We start from the raw sequence: 25,734 nt of genomic DNA, 5'->3' as shown, positions 1-25,734 counted from the left end.
GGTCAGCGGGAGGTGTCGAAGACCTCGTCGCGTGTCGTCGCGAGCGCGCTCTCCAGCGCGCCGCGCAGCACGGGGTGTTCACGGACGTCGCCCACGACCAGGCGCGGGCGGGACGCGGCCAGCTCTTCCAGTTCGGTCTGGACGAGGGCGCGCAGCGGCTCGCCGCCGGAGGTGAGGGACGTGCCGCTCAGCACGACGAGCTCGGGGTCGAGGACCGAGACCAGGGAGGCCAGACCGGTGGCCAGCCGGGTCGCGTAGGTCTGCAGGAGGTGCCGGTGGGCGTCGTCGCCGGCCTGTGCCGCCCTGGCCACCAGTTCGGCGGCGGCCTCGGCGTACGGGCCCTGCGGGACGTCCTCGATGCCGAGTTCGCGGGCCAGGCGCGGGACGGCCTGGGAGCCGGCCAGCTCCTGGTAGCCGCCGCTGTTGGCCTTGGTGACCTGGCGGACCAGGGGCGTGCCCGGCACCGGCAGGAAGCCGACCTCGCCGGCGCCGCCGGTCCAGCCGCGGTGCAGCCGGCCGCCCAGCACCAGGGCGGCGCCCAGGCCCTCCTGGTTCCACAGCAGCACGAAGTCCGCGTGACCCCGGGCCGCCCCGAGGCGCTGTTCGGCGAGCGCGACCAGGTTGACGTCGTTCTCGTACTCGAACGGCATCGGCAGGGCGGCGGCCAGCTCCTCCAGCAGGGTGGGGGAGTGCCAGCCGGGGAGATGGGAGGCGTAGCGCAGCCGGCCGGTGGTGGGGTCGAAGGCGCCGGGGGTGCCGATGACGAGGCGGTGGACGTCGTCCCGGGCGAGACCGGCCGCCTTCACCGCGCCGTCCAGGGCGTCGGTGACCTGCTGGACGACCGGGGTGCCGGTGCGCCTGCCGGGGGTGGGCAGTTCGAAGCGGCCGACCGTGCGGCCGGTGATGTCGGCGACCGCGGCGAGGATCCGCTGGGGGGTGACGTCGAGTCCGGCGGCGTGGCCGGCTGCCGGATTGACCTCGTAGAGCTGGGCGCTCGGGCCCGGCCGGCCTTCGGTGGTGCCGGTGGCCAGGACGAGACCCGCCGCCTCCAGTCGGGACAGGAGCTGGGAGGCGGTCGGCTTGGACAGGCCGGTGAGCTTGCCGATCCGGGTGCGGGACAGCGGTCCGTGCTCCAGCAGCAGGTCCAGGGCGGCCCGGTCGTTCATGGCGCGCAGGACGCGCGGGGTGCCCGGCGTGCCGGCGGTTCCTGCCATGCGTGTCCACACCTGCCCTTCGGCTGCTCAGCTTCTCAGTGATCAGGCGGGGAAGTCCATCGGACCGCCGCTCCCCGATCACTGTTAGGAAAGTTTCCTATCGGTGGGGAGGAAGGTAAGCCCGGCGCCGGGTGGCCGTCAATAGCGGACGCCCCGTCTCCATCCGGACATGCGAGAGGGCGGCATCCGGCAGAACCGGATGCCGCCCTCTGGGTAAGGGGGTGCTGCTACTTCGCTGTGCTGCTACTTCGTGGTGCTCGTCTACTTCGCTGTGCTGCTACTTCGTGGTGCTCGTCGGCGCGGGCGGTGCGAGCGGGGACGCCGCCGCCGACTGCGGGGACGTCGCGTTCGCGTACACCGACGGGGCGGCCATCCCCGCCGTCGGGTCGACGGGCTGCTCCTCCACCGGGGCCGTGGCGCCGCCGACGATCCGGATGCCCGCCGCGTCGAAGGCCCGCTTGATGCGCCAGCGCAGCTCGCGCTCCACGGTCAGGGACTTGCCGGGCATCGTCTTGGCCGTGACGCGCACGACCATGGAGTCCAGCAGCACGCTGTCCAGGCCGAGGACCTCGATCGGGCCCCACAGCAGCTCGTTCCAGGGCTCCTCGGCCCCCATCTTCTCGGCGACCTCGTCCAGGGTGGCCTTCACCCGGTCCAGGTCCTCGCCGGCGTGGACGGTGACGTCGACGTTGGCCGTCGCCCAGCCCTGCGAGAGGTTGCCGATGCGCTTGACCTCGCCGTTGCGGACGTACCAGATCTCGCCGCCGTCGCCGCGCAGCTTGGTCACGCGCAGGCCCACCTCGATCACCTCGCCGGAGGCGACGCCCGCGTCGATCGTGTCGCCGACGCCGTACTGGTCCTCCAGGATCATGAAGACGCCGGACAGGAAGTCCGTGACGAGGTTGCGGGCGCCGAAGCCGATCGCCACACCGGCGACACCGGCCGAGGCCAGCAGCGGGGCGAGGTTGATCTGGAAGGTGCCCAGGATCATCAGCGCGGCGGTGCCGATGATCAGGAACGACGCCACCGAACGCAGCACCGAGCCGATGGCCTGCGAGCGCTGCCGGCGGCGTTCGACGTTGACCAGCAGCCCGCCGAGCGCGCTGCCGTCCACGGACTGCACGGTCCGGTTCATGCGGTCGATCAGCTTGGTGATCGCCCGGCGCACGAAAATCCGCAGCACCGCGGCAATCACCACGATGAGCAGGACCCTGAGACCGATCGCGAGCCACGTCGACCAGTTCTGCTCGACCCAGCCGGCGGCGTTCGTCGCGCTCTCCTGGGCGTCCTGGAGCGAGGGCACTCTCGGAGTCTCCGAGTCCGAGGGGGTCGGCGACGGCGACGGGCCGGCGGCGAGCAGGACGGCGGACAGGGACACGGCAGGTACCTCCAGGTGCAGCGGTCTGCCCCGGTGCGGCGGTTCACGGGGGTCAAGGTCACGGCTGGGTCACCGAACGGGCAGAACCACCACACTAACGGGGCATTGTGTGTGCTTCGGCAGGATGTGTGAAGGAGAGACCGTGCTCACCTGGGCTTGAACAGGCCATGGTCCGGGGGATGAATCAGATGTGGTCGAAAACACTCCCAGCCCGTTACGGGGACATGGTGGCGCTTCCACCAGGCATGAGGGGAGACTGACTACGAATCGTCCCGGCGCGAGCCACGCGCCGCCGGCGTCCAAGGAGGCATCCGTGCCGCATGTCCTGGTCCTCAACGCGTCGTACGAGCCGCTAGGTGTCGTACCGCTCCGCCGCGCGCTCGTCCTCGTCCTCGAGAACAAGGCCGTATGCCTCGAGGAGTCCGGCGCCTATCTGCACAGCGCGACCGTCACAGTCCCCGCACCCAGCGTGGTCCGGCTCAAGCGATTCGTCCGGGTTCCCTATCGGGGGCCCGTTCCTCTGACCCGCCGGGCGCTGTTCGCCCGCGACGGGGGCCGGTGCATGTACTGCGGTGGCGTCGCAACCAGCGTCGACCACGTCATCCCGCGCAGCCGCGGGGGCAAGCACGTCTGGGACAACGTGGTGGCGTCCTGCCGCCGCTGCAACCACGTGAAGGCCGACCGGCACCTCTTCGAGATCGGCTGGCGGCTGCGCCACAAACCTGCCCCGCCCTCCGGCCTGGCGTGGCGCATCATCGGGACCGGCCATAGGGATCCGCGCTGGCTGCCCTACTTGCAGCCGTACGGCGCGGAGGACGCCATGGCCCGGATCGACGGCATTTCCGCCTGACGATCCGGGCCTTCGCATGCCCGGGGTGCGGCCGGACGGTCAGGTCCGGGGCCCCTCCGGCCGCGCCCCGCGCACGGCGTAGAAGGCGGTGCCGACCACGAAGGCCGCGCCGGCCGCGAGCCAGGCTCCCGGCTGGGGGCCCGGCTGCATCGGCCACGCCCACACCGTGACCGCGGGGCCGCGCACCCCGCTCGAGGCCAGAACCACCGAGCCGACGAAGCAGAACGGCGGCAGCCAGCTCAGGCGGGCGCCCAGCACGACGGACGCGGCGGCCGTGACGCCGACGCAGCCCAGGGTGTTGCGGATCATGGCCGGGGGGCCGAAGGCGGTCGCGTCCCCGAGCACGGCGAGCGGCAGCAGTGCCGCCGCGAGCGCGGTGAGGGCCAGCAGCTGGGTCAGCCGCCGCGGCCACCAGGGACGTACGGCCGTCCGGTCCAGCTCGTCGGAGGGGGTATGCAGGCTCACTCCGATCACCGCGGCGGCCAGCAGCGGGGACAGGGCCACGATCGGCACCCGCTGGTCGGTGTCGAGGTAGGTGTCCATCCGCTCCGCCGCCCACACCGCGAACCCGACGGTCCCGGCGAGCGCGGCGAGGGTGCGGGGAACGGTGCGGGAGCGGGCGTAGAGGAAGCCTCCGAAACTGCTCACAGCGCCGGCACCCCCCTCGCGTCGCAGTCGCCCGCCGTTGCGAAGTACGCCGACAGCCACGCCCGCCGCTCGTCCTCGTCCATCGCCGTCAGCCGGGCTCGCGCCGCCAGCCGCCGCCGCAACTCCGCCCGCTGGGCCTCGTCACCGGCGGCATCGTGCTCGTCGAACGTCTTCTCCATGGGGCTGGGCGCCAGATAGTGGGTCACCGCGTCGTCCTCCGTGTGCACCCGCGCGTCCATCGCCCCGCAGTCCATCCGGCCCTGCAGCGCCTGCACGGCCTCCCAGGCGTACTGCCCCGGATCGGTCAGCCGCCCCCGCACCACCGACCAGCCCAGCGGCGTCAGCATCGGCAGTTCCGCCTCGTCCCGACCCGGGCGGCCCGGCCGGTCCTCGAACCGCACCGGCACGTTCCGCACTCCCTCCAGGCGGCCGGTGATCCCCGACAGGGCGGCCGTCACCTGCGGCAACAGCTTCTCGTACCGAGCGTTGACGCAGATCTGGGGGCTGGTGGAGGTGTCGCACACCTGACGGCTCCCGGCGGGGTTGGTGCGCCACACCCCGTCCCCGGCCTGCACCAGCAGCGCGCCCGCGGCCGTCGCCGCCGCCAGCGGCAGGAGGGCCGTGTACCGGCGCCGGGCGGTGTGGGCCAGCACCACGGCCGCCGCGAGACCCGCGGTCCACAGCGCCACCGCCGCGGGCTGCCACGCGACCGGCACCGTGTCCGTGCGGACTGGGAACGCCGGGTTCAGCAGGCGACCGGACCCCTCGCGGACCGTCGACGCCATGCCCAGGACGACATACCCGGCCAACGCCAGCAGCGGCGTCGCCAGCCGCGAGGCGACCACCCGCCCCACGACCTGACCTGCCGCCGCTGCCGCCGCTGCCGCCGCCATGTCCGCCGGCAGCAGATCGAAGTAGGGACGGTCACCGGTGGCGTACGGCCAGGTGGCCACCAGCGCGCCCGCCGCGGCGGCCCCGTACCCGGCGGCCGTCCACAGCGCGACCGGCAGCGCCGCCACCACGAACCGGGCCAGCGGCCCGCGCGACACCGTCCCCCACAGTTCCTCCGTACGACGCCGGCGCTCCCGTCCGCCCTGCCAGCAGCCCGCGGCCGAGGCCAGGGGAAGGACGATCAGCATCCCCTCGTGCAGCCGTGACCGGGTCTCCGTCCAGCCGCCCTGCCACTGCTCGGCCGACCCCGCCAGCAGCACACCGAGGGTCAGGAAGACGGCCGCTCCGGCCCAGGGCGCGAAGCCGTGGACGGCTTCGGCGCGCAACGGGTGCGGCGCCCGGCGCGGGCGGCCCGTGCGTCGCGGCGGGGTCCGCCGCTCCGACACGAGGGTCATCGCGCCACCTCCCCGAGGGCCGCTGCCTGGCGCGGCCGGGCGCGGTGGGCGCGCAGCGCCGCCGTGTACCCGCGCTCGATCGGGTTGTCGCCGACGCAGTCCGTGGCGTCGCCCAGCCCGGCGAGGGAATCCGGGGTGCCCCGGTAGGCGACCCGGCCCCCCTCGACGAGGGTGACCTCCGTGCAGGCAGCCGCCACGTCCTCCACCAGGTGGGTGGAGACGATCACGGTCGAGGAGGCGCCCAGTTCGCGCAGCAGTTCACGGAACTCCACGCGCTGCTCCGGGTCCAGGCCCGCGGTCGGCTCGTCGAAGAGCAGCACCCGGGGGTCGTTGACGATGGCCTGCGCGATGCCGACGCGGCGGACCATGCCGCCGGACAGCGTGCGCACCTTCGCGTCGATGCGGTCGGCGAGGCCGACGCGGGCGACGGCCCGCTCGACGGCGTTCGGGGTGACGGCCGCGGGCATCTCCTTGAGCCAGGCCACGTACGCGACGAACTCCCGCACAGTGAAGCCCGGGTAGTAGCCGAACTCCTGCGGCAGGTAGCCCATCCGGCGGCGGACCCCGCTGCGCCGCCGGTGGTCGCCGGCGTCGTGGCCGAGGATCTCCACCCGGCCGCCGGACGGTTCGGCGACCGTGGCGAGCACGCGGATCAGCGAGGTCTTGCCGGCGCCGTTCGGGCCGAGCAGCCCGTGCACGCCCGGGCCGAAGTCGAGGTCCACCGAGTCCAGGGCGACGGTCCTGCGGTGCCGGACACGCAGGCCGGTGACCCGGATGCCGACCGGCTCCGCGGGCAGGGAACGTGAGGGGTGGGGGGCCGTGGTCAACGCATCTCCAGGAAGTGGTGGGCGGGGCGCCGCGTGGCCAGCACGGCGGCGCACAGGACGGCAGCCGCCGCCCAGCCGCCCTGTGCCGGGGCGCCGTCCAGGAAGGACGACAGTCGCTCGGACAGATGTGCGGTGAGCCGTCCGCCCGGGGCGGCGAGCACCGGACCGAGCACGGCGCACAGCCAGCCGCCGCCGGTCACGGCCGTGGCCGTGCGGACGCCGACGTGGCCGGCCAGCGCCAGCGAGGCCAGCGTCAGCGCGAGACCCGGCAGCAGCCAGGCGGCGGCGCCCGGGGCGTCCGAGGACGGCAGCAGCGCCCCGGCGAGGGTCAGCAGCGGCAGGCTCACCGCCAGCACGGCGGCGGTCCGCGTCAGCACCAGCCGCAGCCCGGCCGACGGGGTGGCCGCGGCGATCTCGTGCAGCGGGTCGGCGTGCGGCCCGTAGGACAGGGCGACACCGGCGACCGGCAGGACCGGGGCGAGGGCCAGCAGCCAGGGCCGCGCGTCCGGGAGGCCGCCCGCATGGGCCAGGGCGACGGCTCCCACGGCCACCAGCAGCACGGCCGGCAGCCACGCCCCGCGCACGGCCGGGCCGGCCGCCCACAGGATGCGGGCGGGGCGCGAGCCCGGCGCCCACGGACGGGCCCGGTGTGCCTTCCGCGCCGCCGCTGGTGCGCGGGGCGCCGCCTTCGCCGCGTGCGGGGCACCCGGCACGGCCTCGCGTGCGTTGCCCAGCACCGCTTCCCGGACCTCGGCCAGCACCACCCCCGCCGCCGCCCCGCGCACCGCCCGCGACACACGGGCCGCGCAGGTGCCGCAGCACTCCAGGTGCTTCTCCAGCGACCAGGCGTCCGACTCCGGCAGAGAGCCGTCCGCGTACCGGGTGACGAAGTGGTCGGGCGCGTGCCAGCCGGTCATGCCGGGCCTCCCATCGGCGACGGGCTCACCTGGGCGAGGGCCGCGCGCAGTTCGGCGCGGGCGCGCATCGCCCGGGACTTGACGGTGCCCTCGGGTATGCCGAGGAGCCAGGCGGTCTCGCGGGTGGTCAGCCCGTCGACGACCGTGGCGCGCAGCACTTCGCGCAGCTCGGGCGAGATCCTGTCGAGGGCGGTGCCCACGTCGCCGTACTCCAGCCCCGCCAGCACCCGGTCCTCCGCGGACGGCGCCGCCGGCCGGCAGTCGTCCCCCGCCTCCTCCATCGGCGCCGTCCGCAGCCGCGCGGTCCGCTGCTGCACCCGCCAGGCGTCGACCAGGCGGCGCGCGGCGATCGTCCACAGCCAGCCGCCGGCGTCCTCGCCGCGGTGCGAGTCCGCGGACCGCCACACCGTGACGAATGTGTCTTGCAGCACCTCGCGCACGACCTCCGGATCGGCGCAGCGCCGGGTCAGCCGCGCGTGCAGCCAGCCCGCGTGCCGGTCGTACAGCGCGGCCATCGCCGCCGAGTCCCCGCCCGCGACCGCCCGTAGCAGCGCCGCGTCCGAGTCCCCCTCGTCCGTCTCCCGGTGGCCCCCCATGGGGCGGAACAGTCTCACACCCCGTCTATCGACGGCCCCGGTGGCGCCGGTTCACGGCGCGACGGCGTACGCCTCCGCCGACCACAGCGAATACCCGTACGGGGTCGCCCGCTTGTCGCCCTGCACGCGCACGAAGCGCACGTCCTTCTCGTCCATGCGGACGTCCTCCCGGCCGCCCCGGCCGTCCCGGACCGTGGCGGCGGTGCGCCAGCGGCGGCCGTCCGGGGAGACCTGGACGCGGTAGGCCGAGGGGTGGGCGTCCTGCCAGTGCAGCGCGACCCGGCCGAGCCGCGCCGGGCGGGCCAGCTCGACCTGCCACCACGCGCCGTCCTCGGCCGGGGACGACCAGCGGGTCTCCGGATCGCCGTCGTTCGCCGCGCGCGCGGGGAAGTCGGGCGTCTCGTCGCCCGAGGAGCGGGCGGTGCCGGTGCGGGCCAGGTCGGGGCCGCCGGTGGGCGGGACGGCCCGGACGGCGAGGGTGCGGTCCGCCCCCGCGAATCCGAGCCGGACGTCGTAGGACCGCATCGGGGTGCCGCGCTCCACGGTCACCTCGACCGGGACCTCCACCGTCGTGCCGCGCCGCACGGTCAGCTCGCCCTTCGGCCCCCGGACGCGGACGCCCTCGGGCGCCTCGACGATCAGCCTGCCGCGGGCGTCGGCGGGGCGCAGCGATCCGAGCCGGGCCGTCAGCCGCTCGGTCCGCCCGGTCTCGACGTCCGCCCGGTCGCGGGGCAGGCCGAGGGAGGCGGCGGGGGAGTCGGTGAACCAGGGGATGAGGTGGTGCACGCGGGAGGGTGCGGGGCCGGTGACCCGCAGGGCGTCGGCGCGGGTCCCGAGCCGCACCTCGGTCGCCCCGGACCGGTCCAGCCGGCCCGCCCCGCGCCAGCCCTGCCCGGGCACGTGCACCTCGACGCCGCCCTCGGTGCCCGGCTCGGTCAGGGCCGTCACGGCGGTCAGCGCCCGGGGCTTCGGGAGGCGCAGGGTGCGGCCGTCGCCGGGGTTGCGGGGCGGCTCGTGGTCGATTCCCGACCAGGCCGTGTACGACTTCTGCGCCCGCTGGAGGAACGGGTCCAGGACGTCCTTGCCGACCTGGACCGGCGCCGACTCCAGCCGGGCCCGCAGCTCGCCGAGCCTGCGGTACGCCGTCCAGGCCGCCGCCGCGTCCCCGGAGCGCTGGGCGTCCAGCATGCCGAGCGCGGCCGTGCCCGCCTCGCCGTAGTCCTCCAGCTGCTCGGACCAGGGGCCCACCTCGGAGCCGAGGCCGGTGCCGGCCAGCCGCCGGGGCAGCTCGCGCAGCACGGTGAAGGCCTCGCGCAGCCGCCGCCCGGCGTCGCCGTCGGTGCCCGCGCCGCCGGCCGTGCGGGACCGCCAGTACGCCTCGGTCAGCGGCCGCAGATACGCCGACTCCTCGTCGTCCAGGACCGACGACGCGTCGTTGCCGGCCAGTGCGGCCAGGGCCTGCTCGCGGCGCCGGTCCCCGCCCGCGAGGTCGGCGATCGCGGCACGCCAGGACTCCCCGGGGCGGTACGCGCGCGGGTTCCAGGCGTAGTCGGCGGCGGTGAACAGCGGGATGCGGGACGCCTCCGGCTGCTGCATCGCGTTGGCGAGCAGGGCGGCCGAACCGGTCGCGACGGCCGGCTCACGGCCCTGGTAGGGGCCGAGGAAGATGCGCCCGGGGTCGTAGTCGTTGACCGGGTAGTTGTCCATGGTGACCAGCGGGTGCCCGAACGCCCTGCGTGCGTCGGCCAGTTCGCGGCCCGTGATGGTGCGGGGCACCACCCCGACACCCGTCCACGCCACCTCGACACTCGCGGCCAGCTCGTTCGCCAGCGCCCGCCGGTAGTCGGTCGTGCCGTCCTCGTAGTACTCGGTCGGCATCAGGGACAGGCGCGCGGCGCCGGGGTGCCGTTCCGCCAGGTGCCGGGCCACCGCGTTCGCCGCCCGGGCCTGCGCCCGCGCCGCCGCCTCGGGGCCGGAGCCGAACCGGTCGGCGTCCGCCCCGCAGTGCCACTCGCTGTAGCTGACGTCCTGGAACTGGAGCTGGAACGCCCGGAAACCCAGCGCCCACATCGCGTCCAGCTTGCGCGTCAGCGCCCGCACGTCGTCGTCCGAGGCGAAGCACATCGCCTGGCCCGGGGCCACCGCCCAGCCGAGCGTGACGTGGTTGCTCCGCGCCCGCTCGGCCAACTCCCGGAACCCGGCCCGCTGCCGCGCCGGGTAGGGCTCACGCCAGCGGGCCTGCCGGTAGAGGTCGTCGCCGGGGGCGTACAGGTAGCGGTTCTGCTTGGTGCGGCCCATGAAGTCCAGCTGCGCCAGCCGCTGCCGGTGCGTCCACGCGGTGCCGTAGAAGCCCTCGGTGATGCCGCGGACGGCGGTGCCGGGCCAGTCGCGGACGACGGCCGACGCGATCCTGCCGTCGGGGCGCAGGAGCTGCCGCAGTGTCTGCACGGCGTGGAAGAGGCCGTCCTGGCCGGTGCCGGTGAGGGAGACGCCGTCCGTGCCCACGGACAGTTCGTATCCCCCGGCGGGGAGGGCGTGCCGGTCGCCCGGGCGCACGGGCTCCGTCCGGGCACGCACGACCAGGGCGCCCGGCTCGGGCGTGTCCGTGATCCGGCGGGCGCCGGCCTGCCGCAGCAGCTCGCGCAGGGCGTCGACCGCGGCGGGGTCCGCCTGCGCGTCGGAGATCAGGGCGACCTCGTCGGGAACCGCGACCGGGGCGCCGTTCGCGCGCAGCGAGTGGGGGCGCGGCCAGACGGAGAGGTCCGCTCCGGCGGTGTCGGGGGTCGGGGCCGTCGCGGTCGTACCCGGGGGAGACGGAGCCGACATCGCGGCGGGCGGGGCCGCGAGGCTCCCGGCGACGACGGCGACCGCGAGGGCCGCGGCCCGTTTCCCACGCCGCAGTCCCACAGGCCCCCTCCAGATGCGTTCGACCGGCACGACGAGCCCACCACCCGCCCGGTGAAGGTGTCAACGAGAGTGGCCGTTGTGGGTGAAATGCCGGAATCTGGAGTGTGTGGAGGGGAGTGGAATGTGAGCAGGAGCACGATGTTCGGTCCGGGGCGTCTGCCTTCGCGTCGACTGGGTAGGGCTGCGATGACCCGTTGAAAGCCGTACCCGACAAGGAGGCCCCCGTGGCTGCGATGACTTTCCTTCCGCTCCCGGCCCCGTCCAAACCCGTGGCGGACCCGTCCGCCGACCTCGACGACACCCACCACGACGACCCGCGCTACTGCGTCTTCAGCTCCGAGAGCACCCACACCGAACTGCCGCTGACCAGCGAGCCCCCGCTGCCCGACGCCGAGCCCCTCACCAGTGAGCCGCCGCTCGCCGAAGCCGCTCCCCTGACCAGCGAGCCCCCGGCCTTCGTCCCGGACTTCACGAGGATGTAGATGACCGCACCCCGGCCGGCCGACCCGCCCTCCGAGGACCTGTCCCGCCTCGCCGTCCTGCACGGCGTCGCCACTTCCTACAGCCCCTCCCCGGACCGCTCGGTCGCGGCCTCGGCCACCGCGGTCACCCTGACCCTGGCCGCCCTCGGCGTGGACGCGAGCACGCCCGGCGCCGTACGCGCCGCGCTCGCGGCCCGCGAGGGGGAACTGGGCGAACGGCTGCTGCCGCCGACCGTGGTCGGCTGGAGCGGCAGCCCCCCGGCCGCCCTGGCCGCGCTCCCCGGCGGAACCCGGCTGCGGATCGACACCGAGCAGGGTGAGAGCCGCGCCTCGGCGGACGGTCTCCCGCCCGGCGTCCACCGGCTGACCGCGACCACCCCCGACGGCCGCACCGCCACCGCCCACCTGATCGTCGCCCCGCCCCGCCTGCCCGCCCCCGCCGGACGCTCCTACGGACTCCTCGTCCAGCTCTACTCGCTGCTGTCCCGCCGCTCCTGGGGCATGGGCGACCTCGGTGACCTCGCCGAGCTGGCCGGCTGGGCCGGGCGGTCGCTCGGCGCCGGATTCGTCCAGGTCAACCCGCTGCACGCGGCCGTGCCCGGAACCCCCACCGACCCCTCTCCGTACCGTCCCTCCTCGCGCCGCTTCCCCGACCCCGTACACCTGCGTATCGAGGACATCCCGGAAGCCGCCTACGCCGAGGACCCCGAGCGGCTGCGCGCCCTGCTGGAGAGATCCGGCCGGCTGCGCGAAGCGGTGCTGCGGCAGGGCGCGTTGATCGACCGGGACGCCGTGTGGGAGCTCAAGCGGGAGGCGCTGGAGCTGCTCGGCGAGGTTCCGCTCGGCCCCGGCCGGCGCGCCGCCTACTGCGACTTCCTCGCCGGGCAGGGCCAGGCCCTGGAGGACCACGCCACCTGGTGCGCCCTCGCCGAGGTGCACGGCTCGGACTGGCACCGCTGGCCGACCGGCCTGCGCGACCCGCGCTCGGCCGAGACGACCCGGGCCCGCAACGGCCTGATGGACCGGGTCGACTTCTGGTCCCGGCTGGCCTGGCTCACGGACACCCAGCTGACCGCCGCGCAGCGCGCCGGGCGCGAGGCCGGGATGCCCGTCGGGATCGTGCACGACCTCGCGGTCGGCGTCCACCCCGGCGGCGCCGACGCCTGGGCCCAGCAGGAGTACTTCGCCGCCGGCATGTCGGTGGGCGCCCCACCGGACGCCTTCAACGCCCGCGGCCAGGACTGGGGCCTGCCGCCCTGGCGCCCCGACCGCCTCGCCGAGTCCGGCTACGCCCCGTTCCGCGACCTGCTGCGCGCCCTGTTCCGCTACGCGGGAGCCCTGCGCATCGACCACGTCATGGGCCTGTTCCGCCTCTGGTGGGTCCCGCAGGGTCACCCGCCCACGGAGGGCACCTACGTCCGCTACGACGCCGAGGCCATGCTCGCCGTCCTCGTCCTGGAGGCCTCCCGGGCCGGGGCGCTGGTGATCGGCGAGGACCTCGGCACCGTCGAACCCGGCGTGCGCGAGGCCCTGCGCGAGCGCGGAGTGCTCGGCACGTCCGTGCTGTGGTTCGAACGCGACTGGGACGGCGACGGCCGCCCCCTGCCCCCCGACGACTGGCGCGCCGACTGCCTGGCCACCGCCACCACCCACGACCTGCCCTCCACGGCCGCCCGCCTCACCGGCGAGCACGTCGAACTGCGCGACAGCCTGGGCCTGCTGACCAGACCCCTGGAGGAGGAGCGCGCCGAGGCCGCCGCCGACGCGGGGGAGTGGCTGTCCCTGCTCTCCCGGCTCGGCCTGCTGCACGGCACGGGCGGCGGTGGCGACACGTCGTCGGAGGAGGCCGAGATCCAGGCCGTCCACCGCTTCCTGCTGCGCACCCCGGCCCGCATGGTCGGCGTCTGGCTCCCGGACGGCGTCGGCGACCGCCGCCCGCAGAACCTGCCCGGCACCTGGGACCAGTATCCGAACTGGCGCCTGCCGATCGCGGACGCGCAGGGACGGCCGGTGACGCTGGAGGACCTGGCGGCCTCGCCGCGGCTGCGCGCGCTGATGGAGGTGCTCAGGGGCGACGGGCACGAGGTCGGGGACGGTGGGTCATGAGCCGAGGGCCTCTTACGGCACCCCGGGCGCGCGTCCCTGGTCGGCGTTGGATATTTTGACACCGTGGACAAGAAGAACGCCCTGCGCGCCGGCGCCCTGGCAGCCGGTACGACGCTGATGATGCTGCTCATGTCGTCCCCCGCGAGCGCGCTCACCCGCGACGACGGTGACGACCCCGGCCCGGGCCTGAGCGTCATCGAGACGCTGGGCCTCTTCGTCGTGGCCCCGATCGCGCTGTACCTGGTCATCCACGCACTGGTGGTGATCGGCGACAAGACGCACAAGAAGAAGGACCCGACCAGCTCCAACATCGCCACCAAGGCCGAGGCGAAGAGCGAAGTCAAGGCCTGATCCGCGTTCCTCGTCGAGGGCGCCGTCGCGACATCCGCGACGGCGCCCTCGACGTGTCAGGACCTGTCCGTCCCGGCCAGCAGGTCCCGCAGCAGACCGGCCAGCTGCCCGGCCCGCTCCGCGCCCAGGACTGACAGGGCCTCCGTCTGCACCGCCAGCCCCGCTCCGACCGCCTCGTCGACCAGTGCGAGTCCCTCGTCCGTGAGCGTGACCTGCAGCCCGCGCCGGTCGTGCGGGTCGGGGGAGCGGCGCAGCAGCCCCGCCCGCTCCAGCTTGTCCAGGCGTCCCGTCATGCCGCCGGTGGTGAGCATCAGCGTCGCGGAGAGCTGCCGGGGCGAGAGCGTGTAGGGCTCGCCGGAGCGGCGCAGGGTCGCCAGGACGTCGAACTCCCCGCGTGAGACGCCGAACTTCGCATAGGCCTGGCCCACCCGCTCGCCGATCGCGTGCGAGAGCCGGTTGATCCGGCCGAAGACCTCCATGGCGGCGGTGTCGAGGTCGGGCCGGACCGTCGCCCACTGGCCGATGATCGCGTCGACGGGGTCCTTGCGCTGCTCCGGGCGTTCGCTCATGTCACGAGTATCGACCGCCTCTCGGTGACCCGCAAGAAAGTAGCTTGACTGAAAGTTGCTTAGCAGTAAGCTACTTTCTGCCGACCTACTTCGAAGGGTGCTTCCCATGGCCATCTCCCGACCGGCCCTCATCACCCTCACCGCCCTCGCGCCCGTCTCCTGGGGCACGACCTACGCGGTCACCACCCAGTTCCTCCCGCCCGACCGCCCCCTGTTCACCGCCCTGGTGCGCGCCTTGCCCGCCGGCCTGCTGCTGTTCGCCCTCGCCCGGGTGCTGCCGCGCGGCGCCTGGTGGTGGAAGGCGGCGGTGCTCGGCGCTCTGAACATCGGCGCCTTCTTCCCGCTGCTGTTCCTCTCCGCGTACCGGCTGCCCGGCGGGCTGGCGGCGGTGGTCGGCTCGGCCGGGCCGCTGTTCGTGGCCGGCCTGTCGGTCCTGCTGCTCGGGCAGCGGCCGTCGGCGCGCACGCTGGTGACCGGGGCCGTGGCCGCGTTCGGCGTCAGCCTCGTCGTGCTGAAGGCGGCCGGGTCGCTGGACACGCTCGGTCTGCTGGCGGCCGTCGCCTCCACGGCGTCGATGTCGACCGGCACGGTGCTCACCCAGCGCTGGGGCCGCCCCGAGGGCGTCGGGCCGCTGGCCCTCACCGGCTGGCAGCTGACCGCGGGAGGCCTGCTGATCGCGCCGCTCGCCTTCCTGGTGGAAGGGGCGCCCCCGGCGCTCGACGGCCCGGCGGTCGGCGGCTACCTCTACCTCGCCGTCGCGAACACGGCCCTCGCGTACTGGCTGTGGTTCCGCGGCATCGGCCGCATGACCGCCACCCAGGTCACCTTCCTCGGCCCGCTCTCCCCGCTGACCGCGGCCGTCGTCGGCTGGGCGGCGCTCGGGCAGGCGCTGACGCCGGTGCAACTGGTCGGCATGGGGCTGGCGTTCGGGGCGACGGTGGCGGGGCAGTTCGTCACGCGGCCGCCGCGAACCCCCGGCCCGGCAGGGAGGAATGCCACGGCGGTCCCGATCGGCTCGTCCGCCCGGCGGTAGGCCGGGGCGGGTGGAGCCGGATCGGCCTGTCCGCAACGGGGGTGGGCCGGGGCGGGTAGGGCCGGTCGGGACCGGTCCCGGGCGGGCCGGAGGGCAGACGAAGGGGCGCCCGGCACGAGCCGGGCGCCCCCAGCCGCTGGTGCGTGGCCCGTTACTCCCCGGCCGCCGCGTCCGCCCGCTGGGCCCGCAGGGCGCGCTCGACGCCCGCGCGGGACTCCGAGACCAGCCGGCGCAGGGCCGCGCTCGGCTCGGCCGAGGCCAGCCAGGCGTCCGTCTTGTCCAGGGTCTCCTGGGAGACCTGGACCGTCGGGTAGAGGCCGACGGCGATCTGCTGGGCCATCTCGTGGGAGCGGGACTGCCAGATGTCCTTGACCACCTCGAAGTACCGGTCCGCGTACGGGGCGAGCACCTCACGCTGGTCGGTCTGGACGAAGCCCCCGATGACCGCCTCCTGCACGGCGTTCGGCAGCTTGTCGGAGTCGACGACCGACGCCCACGCCTCCGCCTTGGCCTCCTCGGTCGGACGGGCCGCCCGGGCCGTGGCCGCGTGACGCTCACCGGCGGCCGTGCGGTCGCGCTCGTACTCGCCCGCGATCTCCGCCTCGTCGAACCGGCCGACCGCGGCGAGCCGCTGCACGAACGCCCACCGCAGTTCCGTGTCGACGACCAGGCCCTCCACGGTCTGCGAGCCGTCCAGCAGCGCGTCGAGCACATCCAGCTGCTCGGGGGTGCGGGCCGTCGCCGCGAACGCGCGCGCCCACGCCAGCTGGTGGTCGCTGCCCGGCGCCGCCGCCCGCAGGTGGGCCAGCGTCGCGTCGGTCCAGCGGGCCAGCAGCGCCTCGCGGGCGGCCGGGTCGGCGTACAGGTCGATCGCCAGCTTCACCTGGCGCTGGAGCGACTGCACCACGCCGATGTCCGACTCCTTGCCGATGCCGGACAGCACCAGGGACAGGTAGTCGCGGGCCGCGAGCTGGGCGTCACGCGTCATGTCCCAGGCCGACGCCCAGCACAGGGCGCGCGGCAGGGACGACTCGAAGTCGCCCAGGTGCTCCGTGACGAAGGCCAGGGACTGCTCGTCCAGGCGGACCTTCGCGTACGACAGGTCGTCGTCGTTGAGCAGGATCACGGCCGGGCGGCGCCGGCCCACCAGCTGCGGTACGGCGGTCAGCTCGCCGTCCACGTCCAGCTCAATGCGCTCGTCGCGGACCAGCTTGCCGCTGTCGTCGTCCAGCTCGTACAGGCCGACGGCGATCCGGTGCGGGCGCAGCGTCGGCTCGCCCTTGGCGCCGGCGGGCAGGGCCGGGGCCTCCTGGCGGATCGAGAAGGAGGTGATGACGCCGTTCGAGTCCGTCTCGATCTCGGGACGCAGGACGTTGATGCCCGCCGTCTCCAGCCACGCCTTCGACCAGGCCTTCAGATCACGGCCGGACGTCGTCTCCAGGGCGCCCAGTAGATCGGACAGGCGGGTGTTGCCGTACGCGTGCGCCTTGAAGTACGCCTGCACGCCGCGGAAGAACTCGTCCTCGCCGACGTATGCGACGAGCTGCTTCAGAACGGAAGCCCCCTTCGCGTACGTGATGCCGTCGAAGTTGACGAGCACGTCGTCCAGGTCGTTGATCTCGGCCATGATCGGGTGCGTCGACGGCAGCTGGTCCTGCCGGTACGCCCACGTCTTCATGGAGTTGGCGAACGTGGTCCAGGAGTGCGGCCAGCGCGACTCGGGGTGCGCCGCCTGGCAGGCGATCGAGGTGTACGTGGCGAACGACTCGTTCAGCCACAGGTCGTTCCACCACTCCATCGTCACGAGGTCGCCGAACCACATGTGGGCCAGCTCGTGCAGGATGGTCTCCGCGCGCGTCTCGTACGCCGCGTCCGTCACCTTCGAGCGGAACACGTACTGGTCGCGGATGGTCACCGCGCCCGCGTTCTCCATCGCGCCCGCGTTGAACTCCGGCACGAACAGCTGGTCGTACTTCTCGAACGGGTACGCGTAGTCGAACTTCTCCTGGAACCACTCGAAGCCCTGCCGGGTCACCTCGAAGATCGCGTCCGAGTCGAGGTACTCGGCGAGCGAGGGACGGCAGTAGATACCGAGCGGGACGGACTGGCCGTCCTTCTCGTACACGCTGTGCACCGAGTGGTACGGGCCGACGATCAGCGCCGTGATGTACGACGAGATGCGCGGTGTCGGCTCGAACTCCCAGACGTTGTCCTGCGGTTCGGGCGTCGGCGAGTTGGAGATGACCGTCCAGCCCTCGGGCGCCTTCACGGTGAACTGGAAGGTCGCCTTGAGGTCCGGCTGCTCGAAGCTCGCGAACACCCGGCGGGCGTCCGGCACCTCGAACTGGGTGTAGAGGTATGCCTGGTCGTCGACCGGGTCGACGAACCGGTGCAGGCCCTCACCCGTGTTGGTGTACGCGCAGTCGGCGACGACCCGGAGGATGTTGCGGCCCTGGAGCAGACCGGGCAGGGCGATCCGCGAGTCCGCGAAGACCTCGGCCGGGTCGAGGGAGTCCCCGTTCAGGGTCACCTCGTGCACGGCCGGCGCCACCAGGTCGATGAACGACTCCGCGCCGTTCTCGGCCGTCACGTCGAAGCGCACCGTGGTCACGGACCGGTAGGTGCCGCCCTCCTGCGCGCCGGAGAGATCGAGCTCGATCCCGTACGACTCAACGGCGAGCAGCTGCGCCCGCTGCTGCGCCTCTTCGCGGGTCAGGTTTGTGCCAGGCACGCGGTCATCTCCTCGTTATGGGTGGGTTGCGCCATCTTTCCACGGAGGATCGGCGTGAGGCGACGACCCGGGCGTCTCCTAGGGATACCCCTCGGCAGGCGAGGGGCGGGGCGAGCGCGCGCGTCCCGGCCGGCGCTGCCGGCCTTGCTCAGCGCGGGAACGCGACGTCCGGATCCCGCCGGTGCCACGGCGGTGCGCGAACGAGCCTGATGAGCATGACGACCACGCCCACGACTGCTGCCACGACCACGACTGCGACCACGCACACCGCACGCCCCATCGCTCCGCGCGCCCTGGAGGAACTGCGCACGACGGACGACGCGGGCCGCCCCACGACCCCGTTCACCGACACCGAGGGCGGGGCCCCGCTCCGCTGCTGCCTGCGCCGCAGCGAGCCCGGCGAACGGATCGCCCTGGTCTCCTACGCTCCCCTGCGCCGCTGGGCCGCCGAGACGGCTGCGGCACCGGGCGCCTACGACGAGGTGGGCCCCGTCTTCATCCACGCGCAGCCGTGCGACGGCCCGGCCGGAGCGTCCCTCCCCTTCACCGGCGCCCACCGCACGGTCCGCCGCTACTCCGCGCAGGGCCACATCCTGGGCGGGCGGCTGGTCGGGGAACCGGACGGCTTCGAGCAGGCCCTCACGGAAGCGTTCGACGACCCGGCCGTGGCACTGGTCCACGTCCGGGCCGTCGAGTACGGCTGCTTCCTCTACGAGGTACGCCGGGACTACGGGGCGGGCAGGGGCTAGCCCTTCAGCTCCGCCGCCACCAGCTCCGCGATCTGTACGGCGTTCAGCGCCGCGCCCTTGCGGAGGTTGTCGTTGGAGACGAAGAGGGCCAGGCCGTTGTCCACCGTCTCGTCACTGCGGATGCGGCCGACGTAGGACGGGTCCTTGCCGGCGGCCTGGAGGGGGGTCGGGATGTCGGAGAGCTCGACGCCGGGGGCGTCCTTCAGCAGCTCCGTCGCGCGCTCCGCCGAGATCGGGCGGGCGAAGCGGGCGTTGATCTGGAGGGAGTGGCCGGAGAAGACCGGGACGCGCACGCAGGTGCCGGAGACCTTCAGCCCGGGGATCTCCAGGATCTTGCGGGACTCGTTGCGGAGCTTCTGCTCCTCGTCGGTCTCGTTCAGGCCGTCGTCGACGATGCTGCCCGCGAGCGGCAGCACGTTGAAGGCGATGGGGCGCTTGTAGACGCCCGGCTCCGGGAAGTCCACCGCCTCACCGTCGTGGGTGAGCTTCTCGGCGTCGGCGACGACCTTCTGCGCCTGGCCGTGCAGCTCGGCGACGCCCGCGAGGCCGGAACCGGAGACCGCCTGGTACGTGGCGACGACCAGGGCTTCCAGGCCCGCCTCGTCGTGCAGCGGACGCAGCACCGGCATCGCGGCCATCGTCGTGCAGTTCGGGTTGGCGATGATGCCCTTGGGGCGGTCCTTGATCGCGTGCGGGTTGACCTCGGAGACGACCAGGGGGACCTCCGGGTGCTTGCGCCACGCGGAGGAGTTGTCGATCACGACCGCGCCCTGGGAGGCGACCTTCTCGGCCAGCGCCTTGGAGGTCGCGCCGCCCGCGGAGAACAGCACGATGTCCAGGCCGGTGTAGTCGGCGGTCGCCGCGTCCTCCACCGTGACGCCGTCCAGCTCCGTGCCCGCGGAACGGGCCGAGGCGAACAGGCGCAGCTCCGTGACCGGGAAGTTCCGCTCCGTGAGGATCCTGCGCATGACCGTGCCCACCTGTCCGGTGGCTCCGACGATTCCGACCCTCACGGTGACTCCCTCTCCTGCGTCTCTTCACGTGCTCGTTGCTTGGCCGAGGCTTTTCCATCATGCGGCCGACCACGGCCCGCCTGTCCACTTCTTTCCCCGGTCTGCCCGGAGAGTGGGACGGCGTGTCCCACTCCATGGTTGCGGACCTGCGGTGTCGACCCCGCTGAGCTGGAGGAATTCGTCCGGCAGGGGTCGTGCGCCGCAAGCTCGCCTGCCCCTGTCGGTCTCGGCCACACGGAAGTGTGACGTATGCCTCTGTCGCCCGGGCGGCACTCGCCGGGAAAACGGCCGAACGTTCCGGGCCGTACCGGCGTCGTAGGAGAAACACGGCGAGGGGGGTGGCTTGTGCTGCTGCGCGGGAGGGCCCGGCGCGCCCGGGAGGCGCACACCGCGACCGGCGACGATCCACGGGACGCGGCCGGTCCGCTGGGCGGGGACGAAACGTCGAGCGAGGCCGGTCGGCTGAGCAACGCCGGTCAGGCGGCCGCGGCCGATCCGCTGGACGCGGCGCAGGAGCGCCGGGTGCGGGCGGTGCTCGCGCTCGGCGGGGTGCCGCAGGCGGACCTGCCGGACGGGGTGCAGCAGGTCCGCCTGCGGCTGCTGGAGCGGGCCGCGAGCGGCCGGGAGGCGCCGCGGGACGTCTCGGCATGGGCGGCGGTCGTCGCCTCCAACCTGGCCATGGACTGGCACCGGGCCAAGCGCCGCCAGGAACGGCTCGGGGAGCGGCTGGCCGCCCTGCGCCAGCCGGCGGAGCACCCCTCCGGCGAGGACAGCAGCGTGCTGTCCGTCGCCGTCGCCCAGGGCCTGGACGAGCTGCCCGACGCCCAGCGGCAGGTCGTCGTCCTGCGCTTCTACGCCGACCTGCCCGTCCGGTCCATCGCCGATCAGCTCGGCGTCCCGGAGGGCACGGTCAAGAGCCGGCTGCACACGGCGGTACGGGCCCTGCGCGCCCGCCTGCACGAGGACGAGGTGGTGTGACGTGACCGCCGAGCATGGCAAGGACGGGTACGACGAGGTCGCGCTGATGGCGGTGCTCACCGGCGAGGCGCCACCGGACGATGCCCTGGCGGACGACGCCTTCATGACGGAGTACCGGTCCGCGACCGCCGACGTGGCGCTGCTGCGCGAGCAGCTGGGCCTCATCGGACAGGCACTGGCCGGGCCCGAACCGGTTCCCGGGCACGTCCCTGAGCAGGACCCGGACCACGTCCCTGCGCAGGGCCCCGAGCCCGGACCGGGGGCAGGAGGCGGCGCCTCCGTGACGTCGCTGTCCGCGCGCCGCGGCCGGCGCAAGCCCTGGGACCTGGCCCTGAAGGGCCTCGTCGCGGCCGTCGGTGCCGGTCTCGTGATCGGTATGGGCTGGCTCGTCGTCCAGAGCGGCGGCATGGACGCCGGGAGTGACCAGGGCGCGTCGTCCGCCGCCGACGGTTCCGCCGGCCGGGAGCACGCCGACCAGGACGCCAAGCTCACCAACGCCGGGTATCTCGCCTGCGCCCGGATCGTCGTCGAGGGCATCGTCACCGAGGTCGAGACCGTTCCCGGTACCGGCCAGGACCGGATCACCCTGGACGTGACGCGCTACTACAAGCCCGACAAGGGCCGGGCGCGGATCACCTTCCCCCTGGAGACCGGCGCCGTGCCCTCGCTCCGAGCCGGTGAACACATGCTCGTCGGCATCTCCGGCGAGCAGGCCCACCCGGACACGTGGGCGACCGGGGAGAAGGAGATCGCCCGCGAACGGGCGTGGATCACCGCCGCGCTGCCCGCCTCGCGCACGCTCCCGTGCCCGTAGGAAAGTGCCCGTAGGAACGTGCCCTCGGGAACGTGCCCTCCGGAACGGCAAGGGGCGGGCGCCCCATCGGACGCCCGCCCCCCCCAGTGCCGCGATACCGCTAAGGCAGAACCTTCTCGATCTTCACGCTGCCCAGGCCCGCGACCGTGCCGCGCGCGTTGACCAGCTGGACCTGACCGAAGAACTCACGCCCCTCGGGAGCGGCCGCCGCGGCGGTGACGCTGCCCGAGACCGTCGCGGAGTCGCCCGTGCCGAGCTTCACCGGCGCCGACCCGTCGACGCTGACGCTGCCGAGGGAGGGGGAGAAGAACACGTCCTGGTAGTCGTACTCCGTGGTGCCGGCCGGCACCGAGTAGCCGACGACCTCGATCGAGTACTTCCCGGCGGCCGGGGAGGGGATGGAGACCGACTCCTCCGAGTCGCCGTCGGCGGAGCTGCCGACCTGCGTGCCCGACGCGTCGTACACGGCGAGGTCCAGGTCCGCGGCCGTGTCCGAGACACCGCCGATGGCGACGTCCAGGGACTTCGCGCCCGCGGGCACCTCGACCGTCGTGGTCTGCGTCTCGCCCTGCTTGATCGAGGGGCGGGTCGCCTTGGCCGAGCCCAGCGGGCCGCCCACCAGCTTGCCGTCGAGCGCGGCGAAGCCGTTCGTCACCTTCCAGGAGGCGGCGGCCGGGGTGCCGACCTTCGCCTCGGGCACGGTCACGGTCTCCGGGTCGAAGGCCGCGCCGAGGACGGCGACGTCCAGCTTGTACGGGTTGTCGAGCAGCGGCGACGTACGGCGCGACTCGACCTCGATCTCCCACACGCCCGGCAGCGGGTTGGCGTACGAACGCACGTCGGGGCGGCAGGTGTTGGCCGGGTTGGTGTAGTTCGGGTAGCAGTTGATCGTCGACGTCGGGTCGGACGGGACGCCGTACGGGTGGATGGAGATGAACCGGGTCTGGCTCTTGTCCTTCAGCCCGCTCATCGCGACCTCAAGGGTCTTCGCGCCCTCCGGGACGGTGACGAAGTAGTGGTGCGAGCTGTTGCGCTGCACCGAGTTCTTCGCGGAGGTCGTGAACTTCAGCGGCGTGGAGACCACGGCCGTGCTGAGGACCTGGCGGTCGATGCCCTCGGTCTTCGGGTCGTCGACCTCCAGGATCGCGCTCTTGATGCCCGCGGACTTCGGCGCGGCCTGGACCTTGACGGTCACCGGCTGGTTCAGCGGCAGCTTCACCTCGTCGGAGCCCACGATGCGGAACGTGCCGCCCGCGTTGTTCTCGAAGTGCAGCTCGTGCCGGATCGCCTTGTCGGCGCCGGACGTACGGGTCAGGGTGATCTCGTACGTCTTCTTCTGGCCGGCCTTCAGGCCGCCCTCACGGTCGTAGAGGCCGGTGCCGAAGCCCGGGGTCTTCAGGAACTGGTCGATCGCGGTGTCGACCGGCGCCTTGACCGTGTAGGAGTGCGAGGTGGCGTCGTCGCGGATGGCGTCCCAGGCGTCGGGGATGTTCATCAGGCCCGCGCCCTCCTCGTACGCCTGCACACCCTTGATGTGGTCGGCGGTGGAGGTGAGGGCCGTGCGCAGGGTCGCCGGCGTGAGGTCGATCTTCTTCTGCTTGGCGGCCGAGATCAGCAGCGCCGAGGCACCGGCGGCCTGCGGGGAGGCCATCGAGGTGCCCTGGAGCATGCCGTAGCCGGCCGGCAGGGCGTAGCCCGCCTCGGCGACCGGCTGGCCCGGCATCCAGGTCTGGATGGTGTTGATCGCCGCGCCCGGGGCGACCAGGGTCGGCGTGAAGCCGCCGTCCTCACGCGGGCCGCGCGAGGAGAACGGCATCATCGCGTACTTCTTCTCCACGACCGAGCCGTAGTTGGCGGCCCAGGTCTCCTTGGAGACGGACGCGCCGACCGAGATGACCTTCTCGGCCAGGGCCGGGTCGCCGATGGTGTTGGCACCGGGGCCGGAGTTGCCCGCGGAGATCACCAGCTGGACGCCGTAGGTGTCGATGAGCCGCGTGTACAGCTCGGCGCGCGCGTTGTTGCCGTCGTTCAGCGCCGGCAGGCCGCCGATGGACATGTTGACGATGTCGACACCGCGCTTGGTGACGAGGTCGATCATGCCCTCGGTGAGCGCCACGTTGGTGCAGCCGCCGGACCAGGTGCAGGCGCGCGAGGAGACCAGCTTGGCGCCCGGAGCGGCACCGTCCATCTTCCCGCCGAACAGGCCGTTGGCGGCGGTGATGCCGGCGACGTGCGTGCCGTGCTCGGACTCGATGACTCCGATGTTGACGAAGTCGGACTTCTTGCCGACCCAGGTGCCGCCCAGCGGGTCCATCGGGACGTCCTTGCGGATCTCCACGACGAACGGCTGCCGCTCGGCGACGTCGGTGGCCGGGTTGTCGGTGCCGAAGTACCCGACCTGGTGGCCGTCCTTGTACGGCTTCATCGGGGCGTCGTCGGCGAAGTCGTTGTTGTTGTTCAGGTCGACCCGGACCGTGCCGGCCGCGGCGTCGTAGAGCACGCCCCAGACGTCGGTGGTGTCGCCGTCCCGGTTGGCGTCGCCCGCCGCGTCGCCGCCGGTGGTGTACGACTCCTTGAAGAGGCTGACGGCGTACGAGCCCGCCGGCGCCTTGTACGACTGGCCCTGGTAGGTGAAGGCCGGGCCGGAGACGGCCGAGACCATCGGGCGCCAGGTGTTGTCGTTGTCGATGATCGGGTCGGTCGCCGTCACCCAGTCGACGATCTTCCGCTCACCGGTCGTCGTCTTCTGCAGCGCCGGGTGGCCGAGGTCCACGCCGGAGTCCAGGATGCCGATGGTGACGCCGCGGCCGTCCGCCTTCGGGTGGTCCTCGACGAAGTCGACCGCGCCCGTCTCGAAGGACGGGTTGTACGGGTTCTCGGCCGGGGTCTTCTTCCCCGGCGCCGGGTAGGTCCCCTTCGCGGCCTTGGCGCCCTTGGCGGTGTCCGCGCTCGGTGCCGGGTCGTCCAGCGGGATCTCCTCGCGCAGGTCGATGCCGTGCACGGAGGACAGCTTGGCGGCGGCGGCGATCGCCGAGTCGGCCTTGGCCGTCGGGACGGTGGCGCGGACGTAGCCGAGCTTGTCGTCGGCCCGGCCGACCGAGCCGCCCTTGACCGCGTCCAGCTGCCCGGCGACCTGCTCGGTCTTCCCGGGCGCGGTGGCGATCATCATCGTGACGGTCTTGTCGCCGTCGGCCTTGGCCTCCGCGAGCAGGTCCGCGTCGTCCGAACCGAGCTTGGCGTGCGCGGACTTGACGCTCGGCTCGGCCGGGGCGTCCGCGCCCGGGCCGTCGGCGGAGAACGCCATGGGGATCGGCCCGGCCGCGGAGAGCGCGGCGACGAGACCGGCGGCCACGGCGATGCGTGCCACACGTCTCGGGCCCGATATCTGATCGCGCGGGGTGGGAGGGGTCATCGGCATCCCTTGTAGGTAAAGGAACGAGCGGGAAGCGACCGGGGCCCGATCGGTCCTGGTCGCAGACGGTCCGAACGGCAAGCCCGGACGATCGCACAGCCTTACGCAAGGTGAACTCCTTTGGGGAGTGTTGACCGAAACGAGATGGATGTATGGGGAAAACCCGCGATGCGATTTGTGAGCATCAGTCCTGAAGGTGGCAAAGAAATCGGTTAACGTCCCGGAGTGCGACAGAAGTTGAGGGTGGCGGCCTACGCCATATGCGTCCGGGACGGACAGATCCTGCTCGCCCGCTCACCCGCCCAGGACGGCACGCCCGAGTGGGTCGTGCCGGGCGGCGGCATGGAGCACGGCGAGGATCCCTACGACACCGTCCGGCGGGAGGTGGAGGAGGAGACCGGCTACCGCATCGAGGTGACCGGGCTGCTCGGCGTGAACTCCTCGCACCGCGTCTTCCGCAACGGCTTCGGGCCGGCCGTCGACCATCACGGCGTCCGGTTCGTCTACGAGGGCCGCATCACCGGCGGCGAACTGCGCAACGAGGTGAACGGCTCCACCGACCTCGCCGCCTGGCACGACCTGGACGCGGTGCCCGGGCTGGTGCGGATCTCGATGGTCGACATCGCCCTGCGGATGTGGCGCGAACGCCCGGTCACCGGACGGCTGGCCGACGTCCCGGAGTAGCACGCCCCCGGTGCAGTACCCCGGAAGGTGAACGCCGCGTGACCGGCTCCGGGCCGTATCCGGAGCAGGCGACGACGCGCGGGGTAGTCCAAGATCCACGTACGGTGATCGGCGCTGCGCGTTGCCGCC

The 25,734-nt window shown here is 73.5% G+C and carries 21 protein-coding genes; 9 read left to right on the top strand and 12 right to left on the bottom strand.

Annotated elements, in window-relative coordinates; translation table 11 throughout:
- Window positions 1-2: 2 nt before the first annotated feature.
- Window positions 3-1,214, bottom strand: coding sequence for an ROK family transcriptional regulator (locus tag RFN52_RS13975; RefSeq protein ID WP_184846453.1), 1,212 nt, complete (start codon window positions 1,212-1,214; stop codon window positions 3-5).
- Between the two features lie 277 nt (window positions 1,215-1,491).
- Window positions 1,492-2,592, bottom strand: a complete 1,101-nt coding sequence (locus RFN52_RS13970; RefSeq protein ID WP_184846451.1) for a mechanosensitive ion channel family protein — start codon at window positions 2,590-2,592, stop codon at window positions 1,492-1,494.
- A 313-nt stretch (window positions 2,593-2,905) separates the two neighbouring features.
- Between RFN52_RS13970 and RFN52_RS13965 the strand changes: the two genes are divergently transcribed.
- Window positions 2,906-3,442 (top strand): HNH endonuclease, encoded by a 537-nt coding sequence (locus RFN52_RS13965; RefSeq protein WP_033314199.1) that lies wholly within the window; start codon window positions 2,906-2,908, stop codon window positions 3,440-3,442.
- A gap of 39 nt (window positions 3,443-3,481) precedes the next feature.
- Here RFN52_RS13965 and RFN52_RS13960 read toward each other — a convergent pair whose 3' ends face one another.
- From RFN52_RS13960 to RFN52_RS13935, 6 genes are read right to left on the bottom strand one after another with little or no spacing between them, the layout of a single operon-like run.
- Window positions 3,482-4,090 (bottom strand): hypothetical protein, encoded by a 609-nt coding sequence (locus RFN52_RS13960; RefSeq protein WP_184846449.1) that lies wholly within the window; start codon window positions 4,088-4,090, stop codon window positions 3,482-3,484.
- A complete protein-coding gene (locus tag RFN52_RS13955) occupies window positions 4,087-5,436 on the bottom strand; it encodes a hypothetical protein (RefSeq protein ID WP_184846447.1) in 1,350 nt (449 codons plus the stop codon). The genes RFN52_RS13960 and RFN52_RS13955 overlap by 4 nt, the downstream gene beginning before the upstream one ends.
- Window positions 5,433-6,263 (bottom strand): ABC transporter ATP-binding protein, encoded by an 831-nt coding sequence (locus RFN52_RS13950; RefSeq protein ID WP_184846445.1) that lies wholly within the window; start codon window positions 6,261-6,263, stop codon window positions 5,433-5,435. The genes RFN52_RS13955 and RFN52_RS13950 overlap by 4 nt, the downstream gene beginning before the upstream one ends.
- Complete coding sequence (locus tag RFN52_RS13945; protein ID WP_184846443.1) at window positions 6,260-7,180, bottom strand: zf-HC2 domain-containing protein; 921 nt, start codon at window positions 7,178-7,180, stop codon at window positions 6,260-6,262. The genes RFN52_RS13950 and RFN52_RS13945 overlap by 4 nt, the downstream gene beginning before the upstream one ends.
- Entirely contained in the window at window positions 7,177-7,776 is a 600-nt protein-coding gene (locus RFN52_RS13940; RefSeq protein WP_184846441.1) for an RNA polymerase sigma factor, read from the bottom strand. The genes RFN52_RS13945 and RFN52_RS13940 overlap by 4 nt, the downstream gene beginning before the upstream one ends.
- A 51-nt stretch (window positions 7,777-7,827) precedes the next feature.
- Window positions 7,828-10,683, bottom strand: coding sequence for a glycoside hydrolase family 84 protein (locus RFN52_RS13935; RefSeq protein ID WP_184846439.1), 2,856 nt, complete (start codon window positions 10,681-10,683; stop codon window positions 7,828-7,830).
- A gap of 224 nt (window positions 10,684-10,907) precedes the next feature.
- On the opposite strand from RFN52_RS13935, the gene RFN52_RS13930 reads away from it, so the two are divergent.
- The 3 genes from RFN52_RS13930 to RFN52_RS13920 all read left to right on the top strand — a co-directional run bounded on the left by RFN52_RS13930 (window position 10,908) and on the right by RFN52_RS13920 (window position 13,622).
- Complete coding sequence (locus RFN52_RS13930) at window positions 10,908-11,165, top strand: hypothetical protein (protein WP_184846438.1); 258 nt, start codon at window positions 10,908-10,910, stop codon at window positions 11,163-11,165.
- A complete protein-coding gene (malQ, locus tag RFN52_RS13925) occupies window positions 11,166-13,271 on the top strand; it encodes a 4-alpha-glucanotransferase (protein WP_184846436.1) in 2,106 nt (701 codons plus the stop codon).
- Between the two features lie 63 nt (window positions 13,272-13,334).
- Window positions 13,335-13,622, top strand: a complete 288-nt coding sequence (locus RFN52_RS13920; RefSeq protein ID WP_184846434.1) for a hypothetical protein — start codon at window positions 13,335-13,337, stop codon at window positions 13,620-13,622.
- Between the two features lie 56 nt (window positions 13,623-13,678).
- Here the strand turns inward: RFN52_RS13920 and RFN52_RS13915 are convergent, their stop codons facing one another.
- Complete coding sequence (locus tag RFN52_RS13915; protein WP_184846432.1) at window positions 13,679-14,191, bottom strand: MarR family winged helix-turn-helix transcriptional regulator; 513 nt, start codon at window positions 14,189-14,191, stop codon at window positions 13,679-13,681.
- Window positions 14,192-14,297: 106 nt separating this feature from the next.
- Here RFN52_RS13915 and RFN52_RS13910 point away from each other — a divergent pair, with 106 nt between their 5' ends.
- A complete protein-coding gene (locus RFN52_RS13910) occupies window positions 14,298-15,224 on the top strand; it encodes an EamA family transporter (protein WP_184846430.1) in 927 nt (308 codons plus the stop codon).
- A gap of 151 nt (window positions 15,225-15,375) precedes the next feature.
- On the opposite strand, the gene pepN is transcribed toward RFN52_RS13910, so the two are convergent.
- Window positions 15,376-17,955, bottom strand: coding sequence for an aminopeptidase N (gene pepN, locus RFN52_RS13905; protein ID WP_184846428.1), 2,580 nt, complete (start codon window positions 17,953-17,955; stop codon window positions 15,376-15,378).
- Window positions 17,956-18,170: 215 nt separating this feature from the next.
- On the opposite strand from pepN, the gene RFN52_RS13900 reads away from it, so the two are divergent.
- A complete protein-coding gene (locus RFN52_RS13900; RefSeq protein ID WP_184846426.1) occupies window positions 18,171-18,704 on the top strand; it encodes a DUF1203 domain-containing protein in 534 nt (177 codons plus the stop codon).
- On the opposite strand, the gene RFN52_RS13895 is transcribed toward RFN52_RS13900, so the two are convergent.
- Window positions 18,701-19,717, bottom strand: coding sequence for an aspartate-semialdehyde dehydrogenase (locus RFN52_RS13895; protein ID WP_184846424.1), 1,017 nt, complete (start codon window positions 19,715-19,717; stop codon window positions 18,701-18,703). The two genes, RFN52_RS13900 and RFN52_RS13895, sit on opposite strands and share 4 nt — an antisense overlap.
- Before the next feature lie 348 nt (window positions 19,718-20,065).
- On the opposite strand from RFN52_RS13895, the gene RFN52_RS13890 reads away from it, so the two are divergent.
- Both RFN52_RS13890 and RFN52_RS13885 read left to right on the top strand, forming a co-directional pair.
- Window positions 20,066-20,695 carry a sigma-70 family RNA polymerase sigma factor gene (locus RFN52_RS13890; protein ID WP_374050216.1) on the top strand — a complete coding sequence of 210 codons (630 nt, stop codon included), beginning with the start codon at window positions 20,066-20,068 and terminating at the stop codon, window positions 20,693-20,695.
- A 1-nt stretch (window position 20,696) separates the two neighbouring features.
- Window positions 20,697-21,509, top strand: a complete 813-nt coding sequence (locus RFN52_RS13885) for a hypothetical protein (RefSeq protein ID WP_311240954.1) — start codon at window positions 20,697-20,699, stop codon at window positions 21,507-21,509.
- A 100-nt stretch (window positions 21,510-21,609) separates the two neighbouring features.
- Here the strand turns inward: RFN52_RS13885 and RFN52_RS13880 are convergent, their stop codons facing one another.
- Window positions 21,610-24,921, bottom strand: coding sequence for a S8 family serine peptidase (locus RFN52_RS13880; RefSeq protein WP_184846422.1), 3,312 nt, complete (start codon window positions 24,919-24,921; stop codon window positions 21,610-21,612).
- A gap of 225 nt (window positions 24,922-25,146) precedes the next feature.
- Here RFN52_RS13880 and RFN52_RS13875 point away from each other — a divergent pair, with 225 nt between their 5' ends.
- Window positions 25,147-25,605 (top strand): NUDIX hydrolase, encoded by a 459-nt coding sequence (locus tag RFN52_RS13875; protein ID WP_311240953.1) that lies wholly within the window; start codon window positions 25,147-25,149, stop codon window positions 25,603-25,605.
- The last annotated feature ends 129 nt before the right edge of the window (window positions 25,606-25,734 follow it).

Origin of the sequence: Streptomyces collinus (genome assembly GCF_031348265.1) — a bacterium.
GTDB lineage: Bacteria > Actinomycetota > Actinomycetes > Streptomycetales > Streptomycetaceae > Streptomyces > Streptomyces collinus.
This window is presented reverse-complemented; position numbering and strand designations above follow the sequence as displayed.